Raw genomic sequence first — 13,762 nt, 5'->3', positions numbered from 1 at the left:
CCGGATCTTCAAGGAAACTTTAGATGAAGACCTCCGCCGTTCGCGGCCTTGCGGACCTGTGCGAGCGCCTGTCTCGCCGCTTCCAAGGCTGGGCCGATAACCTGCCCGCCGAACCTTTCGACCGCATCATTCCCGCCGCCCTGCAGCTCGTTGAAAAGTCACCCGGGTTCATGGCCGCCGAGATCGGTGTGTCGCATGCCGATATGCGCCAATACCTGGATGGCGACCCGGACGGTTTGTCGACTGAGGAGTTGCGTGACGTCGGCCGCTTCTTCGGGCGCCGAGGCGTTTATGACGTCCGCGTTCTGAGCTGGCTGGGATTTCGCATCATTGTCTGGAGGCCGGAGGCTACGGTGCGTGAGGCGATGGCCGCTCTGGATGCCGATGCCACCGCTAGCCGCATCGCTCAGTTTCAGCGTGAGGCTGAGCTTCGTCGGTGAGCGCCCCTGAAAACCCTTTTGAGCGGGTAGCCGCCGAGGCGGCGGCGGGAGGCGAAACGAGCGCCGTTCGTTCTGGAACCGACAGTTGCCCTGTCATGCCGGTGCCGGCAGACGCCCCCCCGCCGCCCGATCGCCATCCGAGCAAGGGTGGCCCGTCTGCGCGGTGGACGTATCGCGACGCCAGTGGCGCGGTCCTGGGCTACGTCGTCCGCATCGACGCCGACGACGGCAAGCAGGTCCTCCCTCTGACCTGCTGGCGCGAGAACGACCACGTGCGGTGGCGGTGGAAGGGTTTTGCTGATCCGCGCCCGCTCTACGGGCTAGACCGCCTAGCCAAGGCTCCTGGCGCACCTGTTCTGATCGTGGAGGGTGAGAAGACCGCCGACGCCGCCATGGCGTTGTTTCCGGCCTTTGCGGTCATCACCTGGCCGGGCGGCTCGAAGGCCTCCGGGAAGGTCGATTGGTCGCCGCTCGCGGGGCGAGAGGTGGTAGTTTTCGCCGACGCCGATGCCCCTGGTCGTAAGGCCGCTGACGATGTTGCCCGTCGCGTCAGCGCTGCTGGCGCGGAGGCCGTCGCCGTGGCCGGCGTCCCCACATTCCTGCCCGAGGGCTGGGACCTTGCCGACGCCTGGCCAGTGGGGTTCGGTCTGGCGGAGGCGACCGCCGCTATTGAGGATGCTCGTTTCGAGGGCATCGCTGGCGGCGTGGAGTTGCCCTACGGCTTCAAGCTGGACGCGGAGGGCCTTTGGTTCGACGTCCCGGTGCCGGGCAAGAAGGGCGAGAAGTTCGCCGTGAAAGTCTCGGCCCCGTTCGAACCGCTCGGCGAGGCGCGTGACCCTGACGGCAGCGGTTGGGCCGTCGCCATCCGGTTCCGGGACCCTGACGGCAGGGTGAAAACGGAAGTGGTGTCGCGTGCGGCCCTGGTCTCGGAAGGTGCTGGCGTCAAGGCGCGCTTGGCTAGCGAAGGTCTGATGATCGTCCCCGGGAAAGGTCAATACGATCGCTTTACGGCATGTCTGGCGGAGTTGTCCTGCACGCGACGGATCACCCTGGTGAACGCGACCGGCTGGGCTCCCGGTGATCGCTTCGTGCTGCCGTCGCGCGTCATCGGGCCGCCCGGCGCGGAACAGGTCTTGTTCACTGGCGACGCCGCCGCGCTTCATTACCGGGCGGCTGGCACGCTGGAAGGCTGGCGGGCCGAAGTCGCCGCCAAGGCCTCCGGTAATCCACTGCTGCTGCTGGCGCTGTCGATCGGCTTCGCCGGCCCATTGCTTCGCCCCCTCGGGATGGAAGGGGGCGGGTTCCACTTCCGTGGTGGATCTTCGAGCGGAAAGACCACCCTCGGCCTGGCTGCCGGGTCGATTTGGGGTGGTGGCGGCCCGCTCGGATCTGCGCACTCGTGGCGCGCTACAGCCAACGCGCTGGAGATGATCGCCTACGGTCACTCGGAGACGCTACTGGTGCTGGATGAACTGGCCCTGGTCGCGCCGGAGGAAGCCGGGCAAGCCGCTTACGCGCTGGCGACCGGCCAAGGGAAGGCCCGTTCGAAGACTGACGGCCAGCTGCGCAAGCGCTCGGAATGGCGAGCGATCATGCTGTCCACGGGGGAGATCGGCCTTGCCGATCACATCCGATCCAGCCGGCGCGGCGACCGCGCCATGGCTGGTCAGGAACTGCGGCTGCTGGACATCGCCGCAGACGCCGGGAAGGGCATGGGCGTCTGGGATGCGCTGCATGATTTCGTCGGACCGGCGGAAATGTCGGACGCTCTGAAACAAGCGACCAGGGACCACTATGGCCATGCGGGACCTGCGTTCCTGGAGCGGTTCGTGGGCGACATAGATGCCGCCAAGCGCATCGCCGGTGAGGTGATGACGGGCTTCATGGCGACGGCCAAGCGCCCCGACGACCACGGCCAGGTCCACCGTGCGGCGCTGCGCTTCGCCCTGGTCTCCGCAGCCGGTGAGTTGGCCTCAGCCTTCGGTGTCGCACCGTGGGATGCCGGTGAAGCCTCGGCGGCGAGCCTGTTGCTGTTCAACCGATGGGCGGACGCTTTTGGCCGTTCCGCCCCGCGTGAGGAGCGCGACGTGCTGAGGACGCTCAAGGGGGCCATCGAGCAACAGCTGAGCCGGTTCGCCAACCTGAATGATGACCGTGGGACTGAATGGGAAGAGGCGGCGAGCGATCGCGCTGGTGAAGCCCGATCCCTGTCAACGCTAGGCATTCGCCATGTCTCGGGACCCGACACCTTCTACCTCTTCCATGATGCTGGCTGGGCCGAGGTGTTCCGGGGCTTTGATCTCCGTTTTGCCGCTCAGACGGTGCTGGACGCCGGATACCTAGAGAAGGGCGACGGGAAGCACCTGAAGAAGCAAAAGAAGGTCCAAGGACAGAACCGAAGATTCTACTGGATCAAGGCATCTGTGATGGAACTCGACATCGAGAGTTAGCGCAAAATGAAGTAAGTTGTGACCCGGAATCACTACATTGGCAGGTCGCGAAGGACTGCCGCCGTCAGACGATTGAGGAAACGAGAATGACTACTCCCGATCGCTCTCCGGCCGCCTTGGCCGGTGGGTTTAGACCTTCCCAATACGCTGCAATCCAAAACTGGAGAACCTGATATGCCCCAACTTCTTCCAGCCGTCGTCGGCACCCTCGCGGCTCCTTTGGTCGGCTTGCTCGGTGAGGGCGCTGCGATAATGACGGCCTCGTTTGTGGTCACAGCCGCCGGCAATGCGGCCATCCCGGCTAGCCCGGCGCGGCTATTCGGGCCGAGGGGTTCGAAGTGAGCGCGGCCATTGTATATCTCACGGCTGACGGCGCGCACCTGGCGACCGATGGTGCAGCATTCGGAGACACCGGTGCGGAGGCCCTGCTCTGCCAGAAGGTCTACATCGCTGCCCACCTCAACGCGGTGGTCGCAGCTCGCGGACCGATCCTCTTTGCAGAGTTGCTAGGGGTGCTGCTGCGACAGGCTCAGGGGGACTTTGACAGTCTTGCTGCTGATTTCGGTAACCTCGGTCGTCAGGCGCACCTTGCGATGACGGCGGCGGTCGAGGCGGGCACGGCGGTCGTGGGCGATCTGATGACGGTGGATGCGGTCCTGGTCGGCTTCTCCGAGAAGCACGGCTTTAGCTGCTATGTGGCCAGTAGCACCCAGAGCGAGGTCCCCGATCTGAAGACGGACACGGCGTGGCAACCTTGCCGGCTAGGCGCGACCGTCTTGGACGGTCTGTCGGAAGACACAGCTGTGGTCTACGTCACTCCCGGCGATGAAATCATGGCGGCGCGCCTTGCAAAGCGGGGAACCGATATGTGGTCGCCGTCAGGTTCGATCGAACAGCATGCGCTCGCGCTTATGGAAGATCAGCGAGCATTCACGCCCATCGTCGGTGGGTTCTGTCAGCTGACCTCGGTGATGCGTTCTGGCGTTTTCACGACAATCTTGAAGCGCTGGCCTGCCGCTCTCGCCGACGCTGCTTAGAGGCCGGGGAGATGGCGACAGATCTTCTCGCCTCAGCGATCGCGGCGGCTCGGGCAAGATACCTTCCGAACCCGCCGGGTTCCGAAGACAGCACCGCCCACGTTGATGCCTGGTACGAGTGGGTGGAGCGAGCAGCGGTGCTTGAGTTTCAGGGCGGGCTGACTCGCCGGCAGGCTGAGCGGCGGGCCTCGCAGGAGATGCGATCTAAGCCCGACGCCATGGACGTGGCGAGATGATCTTGGACAAGCAGATCACCCGAGACGGAAAACCCCCGACGCCGGTTCGCACCGCCTTGGTCGGTGTCGTTGTCGGGCGGGACGGCAACGCCCTGGCGTCCTACCTGGAGGAGCGGGAAAGCTGGGCTTTCGGATATGGCGGTGGCGATCTCACTCACGATTGCGCCCGTTGCGCCTCGGGCGGCGTCAAAGCTGTTACCGGCGTAGATCCACTCGCTCGCTTCACCAGCCAATGGACCAGCTATCGAGGCTCGGTGCGGGTTCTTAGGGCGCACGGCGGCATGGCGGCGGCCGTCAGCGAGGTTATGAGGGCGATTGATGCTCTGCGTGCCCAGCGCGGCGACGTGGGGATGACGGCGGAGGGCGCATTGGTTTTGATCGAAGGGCAGTCCGTCGTCGGCGTGACCTCCTCGGGCTTGCTCCGCCTACCGCGCGCGGCGTTGCTCCAGGCCTGGAGTGTCTAGGTCCGGTCCGTGGTCGTCATCGCCTGGCGAAACGAGCGCCGTTCGTTTTGGTGGCGCGCGGCCAAGCTCTTCTCCATTGTAACCTAATGAAGAAGAGCGACCTCGATTCGCTCCGCCAAGTTGTGAAGACGCGATCATCGGAAGACCCTCTGCGGAGGCTGATCATCCGGTTAAGCCTTGAGCAAAAGCGGACAGCCATCCAGATGGCGAACAGCCTTCCCGCGAAATCTGGCGCGGCGTCGAAACTGAACCGAAAGCGGTTCCGGCGAAAGCAGTTGGCTCACGCAGCGCGGCTGCTGACAGGCTCCAGCCGCCCGCCTATCTCAAAGGCGGTACTGGCCGTCCGCTACTCTCCACACATCGTCCTGGACGCGTTGCTTCCGGACCGGAAGAAGCTTTGGAAGCCAATCCTCCGCCGGGACCGGAAAGGCGATCAGGTCCAAGCGAAGATCTCCAGCCTTTCGTTTTTGGATGATCCTGAAGGGACCATCCGATGTCTGTCCGAGATCGTACGCGTAGAGACCCACGCCCTCAGTGCGCGCTTGGACTTCGATTTTCAGTACGTCGAAGACATTGCCCCTTATCTGCTCATGGCTGAGTTCTGGCCTCACTTTGCTCCCGTGTTTACCCGCGGCGGCACGATGTTTCCGCCGGTCCAGAAAGTCATCGCAGCTGTTGGCCTCAGCCACTTCCTGGGCATGGCGTTCCCAGAGCTGCGAAATCTAAAAGACGTGTGGGCTCTGCCGATCCAGCGACGGCGCGAGACCGGTCGAACCGCCTCCCCGTGGCGATACCTGGAGCCGCAGACTTCTGAGATTGCTGCGGATCGTCTCGTTGACGAGATCAATGTGTGGATGGCGGCGGCAGGAACCAACGCAGAGCTGACCGACCTGGGCCGTGGTAACATCAAATCGATGATCACCGAGCTGCTGGACAACGCAGAGCGGCACAGTTCGTACGAAGACCGAGACGGGTCCTGGAGCTTGGCGGCGTTCATGGCGCGCCGCGAAATTGAGGGCGAGCAAAGGTATCAATGCCACTTCGGGATTATCAGCGTGGGGGCAACGATCTTTGAGAGCCTAGAGGCCACAGCGCCGGCCGAACTTCGTGAGAAAATCGACGATTTCGTTGAAGGTATGCGCCTCTCCAGGGCGCGCCAAAGTCGTGAGACATTGGTCACGCTGGCGGCATTACAAGATGGCGTTACCCGAGACGAGCGGGCCTATGAGGAGGGTTCCGGGGGCTACGGATTTATGCATTTTGTTGACTCGGTCAATATTTTGGGGCTTAGCGACCGCGTCGAGTTGGCCCCAAAAATCGCCATCTTGAGCGGTAACTCGTGCATTCGACTGCGCCATCCCTACATTAAGGGACGTCGAAGGTCGGATGAGCCTGCCCGTCGGTTGTTTTGCAATGCGTCTAATTCCTCAGCCGAACCGCCAGACGAGTCCTTTGTTTATGATCTCCCGGTTAAGCTGCCGGGGACGGTCATTAGCGTTGGATTTACACTCGACCCAGATTTCTACAGGAACAACCTCAATGGCAACGATCGAACTGAGCAAGCTGACTAGAGGCGACGTTCGGAATCTGAGCGGCCAAGAGCGCGGCCTCGCTGCCCGTCACGAGTTCAAGGTTGACGAACTCGATAAGTCGCCGGAGCCAGTGCTAGTGCAAGTGCCGGGCGACCTGGACACTATCAGCCCGTCCTTCTTTCGGGGGATGTTCAGCGTGAGCATACTCACGTTGGGAATTGTCGGGTTCAGCAATCACTATGTGTTCGATGCTAAGCCTCAAATCCTTGAGCAGGTTGAACAAGTGGTCAAAGGTACCATCCGGGATCGCTCGCAAATTCTGAGCTAGATGGACCCTTCGATTTGCATCGGATGTGACGTCGGAGGCGGCGGTAACCTCGCTGCCACCGTCCTTTCCGTCATTGGTGCGGTGACCGGTATAGGTGCCGCCGTGATCTCGGCTGTGGCGTTCCGCGCGAGTGAGCGAAACCATGACATGGCTATCTTCCGCGAAGAGTTCGAAAAGCATCGCGTGCCTTTGGAAACGTCCTTGGGGGTGATCAAGCGGCATCTAGTGACTATGCGCGGTTCAGCCAAACAGCTCGTCCCGCTGGCGACTCTCACTGGGAATTTCGCGCAGGTTCGAGCTGACGTGTGGCGGGCCGCCAGCGAGATCCTGTCGGAGGCGAGCGACCTCGACGACCGCTCGTTGGTCAAAATGAAATGGCTGCCGCCTCTATCGACATCGGCTGCCAACCTTGAACAAGCTTGGGAAGTCGTCGATGACCCGTCGGAAGCCGACCAGACGCGGCGACAGGCGGCTCAGACCTGCATCGCGGTTTTGGAAAGCTTCTCCGCCACGACCCGATCCAATATCGAATCCTGCGTCCAAGCGGCGCTTGTGAAGCGCGGTTGGGCGTTCGGTAAGCGATAGGGCAACGCCTTGCCGGTGTCAGCTGGACAGGGCTTCACGCTTGTGAGGTGGCGAAATCTCAGCGCCGATACCGGCCTTCCCACTTAGGCTCAACCCCGCGCTGCCACTGCCGGCTTCGATCCCCCAAGGCATGACGATGTAGGTCGGCTTGAGAGACGATGCCTAATTCGCCGGTCGCCCGGCTAGAAAGTTGGCGCAGGAACCGGCAGTCGGCCGACGCTGAGGGACCCCTTGAATGAGCGAAGCAAACACGCCGCTGGCGGGAGAGGACGAGGCATCGGTAATGCGCGGTGCGCTCGGCAAGGCAATTGCAAACCTTCCAAAGCCCGTCCGCTTTCGAGCGGAGAACGCATTCCACGGTTTCGAGAAGGCCGTGGCGCTGCTTGCGGTCGATCGCGAGATGGCGTCGTTTCGGGCGATCACGGCTGAAGAGGAAGCCGCTGCGGCCCTGTTCAGGAGCCTCCAGCTCCGTCGCTACCCTGGGGCCAATGGTCTGAATCTCGGCAACCATAGACACAAGGCGGCAGTGGGACCTTTCATCTGGGCCGTCCGCTCGACGCTAGGCGGCAAGGGCTTCGTGAAGCAAGCTCAGATGACCCTGGATTACGCGGCCCCGAGCCTGCAGCTGCATTTGCCGCTCCACGAACTAGGCGTCGTCTTCCCAGGCTCAGAAGACATGAGGCTCACCTTCACCGAGCCTCTGGGCCTGACGCGACGCAAAGGCCCTGACGAAGCGCTTGATCGCTTCGGGAAGGAGCTCGCCGAACTGGCGTCAGCGCAATCGTTCGCGAACATCCACGCCCTGATTGCAAAAGAGGCCAATGCCCGGAACCGCCTACTATACGCCTCAGATGCCGCGCCCCCGATCACCCGGGTGACGCCCGCTGCGATCCTGGCGCGACGTGATCGAGCCGATATCTGCCTGTTTCTGTGTATCGCGATCATGCAGACCCGGGCACATCAGGCCTTTGCGCTCCAGGCGCTGGACGCCTTTCTGGAGATGGTCGGCAAGATGCCTGACCAGCCCATTCATCACGCGCCCGCGCCGCAGCGAGGGATCCAGTTCATCGTTCATGGCGATCGGCCAACGACGGTCCAGGAGTTCGGTAGCATCCTTTCTGCCGATGACGAGTAGGGAGGGCCTCCTGCATCAGCCACACATTGTCATTGGGGCTGATCCCGAACCGAACGAGCGCCGTTCGTCGGGAGAAAAGCGGCGGTCGGACGTGATGAAGCCGCGCCGGAGGTCGGGCGGGAACGGCGTTCCCAAAATGGACAGCCCGTCCCCACCGCCGCCTTTTGGGGACACTCGCTCGCCGGAGTGGGGACGCGAGAAAAGCTCTTCGATTTAGTGAGTTAGGCCCGCAGTCCCCACCGCACCCACCGTTCCCACCGAAAAGAAGAACGCCCGCACCGTCAGCACGCCGCGCCGGTATCGCCGAAGGTCTCGGCTAGGCTCGTCGGGGCAGCGTAACGACCTCGCCACCGCCCTCCGTGGCCGCTGGCATCAAGTGGTTGCCGATCAAGGCCACGGCATCTTGCATCGGATCATCGGCAAGGTGCGCATATCGCTCGGTCGTCCGGGTGCTGGCGTGGCCGAGCAGCTTGCCCACCATGAACAGGCTTTGTTTGTCCGCCATGGCGAAGGAGGCGAACGAATGCCGAAGATCGTGGATGCGGACGTCCGTCAGCTTGGCGGCCGCCATCGCCAACTTGAACGGGCGGCGCAGGCCGATGACGTGGCCCACGCCCCTAGTCGACGGGAAGACGAACGGGGAAACTGCCGAGATCTCTCCGACGGATTTCGCCTGGGCGATCGACGCGTTCCGATCATCGAGCCGCCTGGCGAGGATGGTCAAGGCGGCCGGCGAGAGCACCACCCGCCGCTCACCCGACGTGCCGCCAGCCTTGGTCCGCTCTGGCGGCAACCTGAGCGACCTCCGCTCGACATCGACCTCAGCCCACCGGAGGCCAAGGATCTCCGTCTTTCTAGCGCCGGTTAGCAGCAGGAGACGGGTCGCGTCGGCGAAGGCGCTGGCGACGGCACCCGAGGCCTCTAACTCCGCCAGCTTGTCCAAGAAGGTCGCGGCCTCCTGCCGAGATAAGAAGCGCTCGCGAGTCGGCGCAGCCGTCAGTTTCACGGAGGCGAAGGGGTTCGTCTTCACGAGCCCGTGGGCAATGCCCCACGCGAACATGGCGGCTGCGGTAGTCCTAGTGCGACGGGCCACGCCCTCTCCGCCGGTGATGATCGCTCGGCCTCGCACGCCAGTCTTCACATCGGCGGCCGTCTTGCCGTTGGCGATGTCTCGATATGCGCGGGCCGCGTCCCCGTTCGTCACCGAGTCCGCCAGCTTCCGGCCGATCAACGGCGTGATGTGGCGTCTGAGGTTCGACGCGTCATTCATCCAGGTGCTGGCCCGCTTGTTCGGCTTTGTCGCCGGGCCATCGGTCACATAGGTTTCGACCAGCTGGCTGACAGTGACTGCCTCGCGTGCCGCTCGCTTCTCGCTGGTCGGATCTTCACCGTTCCTGACCCGCTCCATCGCCCAAAGGGCCTTCTCCCTGGCCGTGTCCGGCGTCCAAGGCGAGCCATGCGTTCCGATCGTATAGGTCGCCTGGCGCGTCCCGAGGCGATAGCGGAGGGCATAGACCTTTCGGCCGCTCGGGCGGACGCGAAGGATGAAGCCCTTGATCTCCGTGTCCCAAACCCACGTCTCGCCCTCCGCTGGCTTGGTGGTCGCATCCACTGTCCGCTTCGTCAGCTTCGCCTTGTGCTGGGCCATGGTGCCGCTCCTGGTCTCTGAACCGTCCAGATACCAAACAGATACCACACGATCCGAAAGCGAGGGAAACGGAATGACACGCATTCTGCCTCAAATCCCCGCCGCCACTGCCTCATAGTCGCTGGCTCCATCGGCAGGAATGCGGATGACACATGCCACCTCCACATTTACACCGAGAGGGTCGGCGGTTCGAACCCGTCGCCGCCTACCACATTCCCTATAAAAATCAGAAGCATATAACGATTGTGTCGGGGCGTTCTGGTTCGGGCCCGGAGAATTGTGGTGAAGGTGGCAGTCCGCCCATCAGGCGATCGGGATGTGCAGTGAGGAGCGAGGCCGCCTTGATCCCGGGCGACGACCTGATTTTGCCGGGCCTGATTGGCTACGATCGCTCGATGACAAACTGTCGGACTTCCATCCCAACATGGATGGTGCGGATCGGTGTCTTCTCGTTCAATCGACGATCGACCGCTGCATAACTCTGGCGGCCCGTACAATTGCCAGGGCTGACGTCATGACTGTCTATCCAACGACCACACCAAGGCATCGCGGGGAGGTTGACCTCCAATTGCCCCCCGGATTCCCCCGAGCTTGGGCTGGACAGCGATGACCCGGACCATCACGGCGGCGGTGCTGGACTCCTGCGGTGGGCACGCACGGCCCTATGGGACCAACATGCCGTTCCGCCTGGCCCAGGCGACGCTGGACGATCCGTTGCCAGGGGAGCTCTTGATCCGCATCGACGCGGCGGGCCTGTGTCACTCGGACCTGTCCGTGGTCAACGGCGACAGACCGCGCCCGATGCCCATGGTCATCGGCCATGAGGCCAGCGGCATCGTCGAGGTTCTGGGGTCGCCCGATGACGCGGAGTTCGCAGTCGGCGACCGGGTTGTGCTGTCCTTCCTGCCGGCCTGTGGCGAATGCGTCCGCTGCCGGTCCGGCGAGGGGTATATGTGTCCCAACGGTGCGGCGGCGAACGGCGAGGGTCGACTGCTGCGCGGGGGCGTCCGCCTGCACGAAGACGGCGTTGATGTGCACCATCATCTGGGCGCCTCCGCTTTTGCCACCCACGCGGTGGTGGACCGTCGCTCGGCAGTAAAAGTCGATGCCGACATTCCCTCGGAGATCGCCGCCCTGTTCGGCTGCGCCGTCCTGACTGGCGTGGGCGCGGTGATGAATTCCGCCGCCCTGCGTCCTGGCGAGAGCCTGGTTCTGTACGGGCTCGGCGGCGTCGGGCTGGCGGCGCTGCTCGGCGCGGTCGCGGCGGGAGCGACGCCTATCCTGGCGATTGATCCGTCGCCGCAGAAACGCGCTTTGGCCGAGAGCCAGGGCGCCGTCGCGGCCGATCCCGCCGACGCCCAGGCTGTCCTGGCCGCCCTCATGCCGGGCGGGGCGGACGTCGTCGTGGAGACGGTAGGCAAGGCCGTGGTGCTCGGGGAGGCCTATCGCTCGGCCCGTCGCGGCGGGCGGATCGTCACCGTCGGCCTGCCCAATCCGGCCGAGCGGCTGGACATCCCGGCGGTGTCCCTGGTCGCCGAGGGCAAGGCCCTGATCGGCTCCTACATGGGTTCGTCCATCCCCAGCCGGGACATCCCTCGCTACATCGCCCTGTGGCGGGCGGGACGGCTTCCGGTCGAGATGCTGCTGACCTCGGTGGGGCCGATGTCCGAGCTGAACAGCTTGCTGGATGCGCTGGCCGACGGCAGGGCCATTCGCCAGATCATCAGACCCTGGCCGGCCCAGGTCTTGTGATCGTTGTCGAGCTCGACAAGGTCGCCCGGCTAAAGGTCGGCGCCATTGTTCCAGCGAAAATCCGTGGTCTGTCGTTGAGGTTGCCTATGATCTTTGAGCAGTCCGGTATGAGTTAAAGCGCCTGCGATGCACGCGGCCGCGCTGATAGCTCGGCCGCATGACAGATCTGGTTCGGTTGGATATCAACCTGCAAACGCCGCAGGGCTGCGGGGTTCGATCAAGCGGCGGGCCGTTGTTGAGTCGTCGATACGTTGGCGGGGCAGGGCAGCAGGTTCATCTGATCGAAGGCGGCACGGAACGGGACGGCGCGCCGCTCTATTGCCTTCACGCAACCGCCTATTCAGGGCAAAGCCTGGCTCCGCTGGTCCGGGCGCTGGCGCCCTCCCGTCGCGTCGCAGCCATGGATACGCCGGGATACGGCGCCTCGGATGCGCCGGCTCAACGTCTCGATCTTCCGGGCTATGTCGATGCGGTGGAAGCGGCGTTCAATGCCGCGCGTGAAGGCTGCATAGATATCTTCGGATATCATACGGGCGCTCTGATCGCTGCTGAGCTGGCGCGTCGGCATCCTGGCCGTGTCAGACGGCTGGTTCTGATCGGGGTGCCGTTTTTCAGTGGTGACGAGCAGGCCGCCTGGCGGCACAGGCTGGCTCAACCTGCGACGCTGACGGCGGATCTGGACCAGTTCAGGGAAAGGTGGGATTTCTTCGTTCGCGACCGTCCGCCGGGCGTCGATCTGGGGAAAGGCTTCGAGAATTTCGTGGATGAGCTGCGCGCCTGGCCGAACGGTTGGTGGGCGCACGACGCGGCGTTTCGGTTCGACGTGCAGGAATGCTTCGCCGCCATTCGGCAACCCGTGCTGATCATCAACCCCCACAACCATCTGGCGGCGGCGTCGCGACAGGCGGCAGCGGCGTTGAGGCGCGCCAGGATTGTCGAGATGCCGCATCTGGCCAACGGCATCTTCGATGTGGCTGCGGGAGAAGTCGCCGACTTGATCGACGGCTTTCTGAATGAGGAGTAGGCGCCACTCACGCAAAAGCCAGGTCTGACAGGCCTGAACTGGCCCCGCCGCACTCGGCAGGTTGCCACAGGGTCGTGAGACGGTATCGTGACAGCGGTTGTTGCATGGTCGTTGACGATCAAACATCGCCGCCGGAGAGCGCATCTTGGAAGTTCAGCAGCTCAAGCATCTGATCGCGGCCGTCGAGTGCGGCAACCTGCTGAAGGCCGCTGACGAGTGCAACATCTCGCAGTCAGGGCTGAGCCGCAGCATCAGCGCTCTGGAGGAGCGGCTCGGTGTCCAGTTGTTGTTGCGCAAGCCCAAGGGCGTCGAGCCGACAGTCTTTGGGCTGACGGTCTTGCAGCACGCCCGCATCGTCATGAACGAGCTGGCGCGATGTTCGGACGAGATCAAGGCGATCGGCGCCGGGCGGGTAGGGGACATCACCTTCGGGGTGACCCAGAACTACAGCTACTACTTCATACCTCAGATCATAGCGGCCCTGATCGACACCTATCCAGGCGTGCGGCTGACGGTGAAGACGGGCGGCTATCTTGATCTTGTCAACGACTTGAAGGAAGGATCGATTGACTTCGTGTTCGGCCTGCTTGGACAGGTCGATGAAGATGCGGACCTGCTTGTCGAGCGCATGCGCGAACACCATTCGCGGGTGGTGGCAAGGGCGTCGCATCCCCTCGCCAATCACGAAGGCGAGGTGACGCCGATCGAACTATCCCAGGCGCGCTGGGCAACCCTGGCCAGCGCCGGCTTCCAGCGGAGTTTCGCGGGATACTTCTATTCGAAAGGGCTCGACTGCCCGGTGCAGGTCATCAAGACGGACTCGATGCCGTTGATCCAGCGATCGATTCTGGCTTCGGATTTGCTGGCAGTCCTGCCGCCGGATGTCGCACTGGCTGCCATCGACAGCGGTGAGGCCGTGTTCCTGGACTGCGAGGCGCCGGCGGAGCAGACCGACATAGGGATCGTGACGCGCAGGTTCGGCTTCGCCACGCGGCACCGGGACGACCTGCTGAGCCGGATCCGCAAGCATTTCGTTCACTGAGCGATCTACCCGCGACGCATAGGGTTGCGACCAGACCACATTGGTCAGGGCCCTGCTTGAACCCTAGCGTTCCGGTCAGCACAGGCAGG

12 protein-coding genes are annotated in these 13,762 nt (G+C 63.6%); 11 read left to right on the top strand and 1 reads right to left on the bottom strand.

Annotated elements, in window-relative coordinates; all coding sequences use genetic code 11:
• Positions 1-23 precede the first annotated feature (23 nt).
• The 8 genes from ACQY68_RS12225 to ACQY68_RS12190 all read left to right on the top strand — a co-directional run bounded on the left by ACQY68_RS12225 (position 24) and on the right by ACQY68_RS12190 (position 8,207).
• Positions 24-440 carry a hypothetical protein gene (locus tag ACQY68_RS12225; protein ID WP_428149702.1) on the top strand — a complete coding sequence of 139 codons (417 nt, stop codon included), beginning with the start codon at positions 24-26 and terminating at the stop codon, positions 438-440.
• On the top strand, positions 437-2,890 hold the full coding sequence (locus ACQY68_RS12220; RefSeq protein WP_428149701.1) for a DUF927 domain-containing protein: 2,454 nt from the start codon (positions 437-439) through the stop codon (positions 2,888-2,890). Before ACQY68_RS12225 ends, ACQY68_RS12220 begins: the two co-directional genes overlap by 4 nt.
• 338 nt (positions 2,891-3,228) lie before the next feature.
• Positions 3,229-3,927, top strand: a complete 699-nt coding sequence (locus ACQY68_RS12215; RefSeq protein WP_428149700.1) for a hypothetical protein — start codon at positions 3,229-3,231, stop codon at positions 3,925-3,927.
• Positions 3,928-4,165: 238 nt separating this feature from the next.
• A complete protein-coding gene (locus ACQY68_RS12210; protein WP_428149699.1) occupies positions 4,166-4,627 on the top strand; it encodes a DUF6950 family protein in 462 nt (153 codons plus the stop codon).
• Between the two features lie 86 nt (positions 4,628-4,713).
• Positions 4,714-6,198, top strand: a complete 1,485-nt coding sequence (locus ACQY68_RS12205) for a hypothetical protein (protein ID WP_428149698.1) — start codon at positions 4,714-4,716, stop codon at positions 6,196-6,198.
• Positions 6,167-6,487 (top strand): hypothetical protein, encoded by a 321-nt coding sequence (locus ACQY68_RS12200; protein WP_428149697.1) that lies wholly within the window; start codon positions 6,167-6,169, stop codon positions 6,485-6,487. Before ACQY68_RS12205 ends, ACQY68_RS12200 begins: the two co-directional genes overlap by 32 nt.
• A 147-nt stretch (positions 6,488-6,634) precedes the next feature.
• Positions 6,635-7,072: a hypothetical protein gene (locus tag ACQY68_RS12195; RefSeq protein ID WP_428149696.1), complete on the top strand. Its 438-nt coding sequence runs from the start codon at positions 6,635-6,637 to the stop codon at positions 7,070-7,072.
• Positions 7,073-7,307: 235 nt separating this feature from the next.
• Positions 7,308-8,207 carry a hypothetical protein gene (locus ACQY68_RS12190; RefSeq protein WP_428149695.1) on the top strand — a complete coding sequence of 300 codons (900 nt, stop codon included), beginning with the start codon at positions 7,308-7,310 and terminating at the stop codon, positions 8,205-8,207.
• A 316-nt stretch (positions 8,208-8,523) separates the two neighbouring features.
• Here the strand turns inward: ACQY68_RS12190 and ACQY68_RS12185 are convergent, their stop codons facing one another.
• Positions 8,524-9,855, bottom strand: coding sequence for a tyrosine-type recombinase/integrase (locus ACQY68_RS12185; RefSeq protein WP_428149694.1), 1,332 nt, complete (start codon positions 9,853-9,855; stop codon positions 8,524-8,526).
• A 606-nt stretch (positions 9,856-10,461) separates the two neighbouring features.
• On the opposite strand from ACQY68_RS12185, the gene ACQY68_RS12180 reads away from it, so the two are divergent.
• From ACQY68_RS12180 to ACQY68_RS12170, 3 genes are all read left to right on the top strand, one after another.
• Positions 10,462-11,607, top strand: coding sequence for a zinc-binding dehydrogenase (locus tag ACQY68_RS12180; RefSeq protein WP_428149693.1), 1,146 nt, complete (start codon positions 10,462-10,464; stop codon positions 11,605-11,607).
• Positions 11,608-11,764: 157 nt separating this feature from the next.
• Positions 11,765-12,631, top strand: a complete 867-nt coding sequence (locus ACQY68_RS12175) for an alpha/beta fold hydrolase (RefSeq protein ID WP_428149692.1) — start codon at positions 11,765-11,767, stop codon at positions 12,629-12,631.
• A gap of 145 nt (positions 12,632-12,776) precedes the next feature.
• Positions 12,777-13,673, top strand: coding sequence for a LysR family transcriptional regulator (locus ACQY68_RS12170; protein WP_428149691.1), 897 nt, complete (start codon positions 12,777-12,779; stop codon positions 13,671-13,673).
• Positions 13,674-13,762: the final 89 nt, after the last annotated feature.

Source organism: Brevundimonas sp. (assembly GCF_965278935.1).
Taxonomy (GTDB): Bacteria; Pseudomonadota; Alphaproteobacteria; order Caulobacterales; family Caulobacteraceae; genus Brevundimonas.
This window is presented reverse-complemented; position numbering and strand designations above follow the sequence as displayed.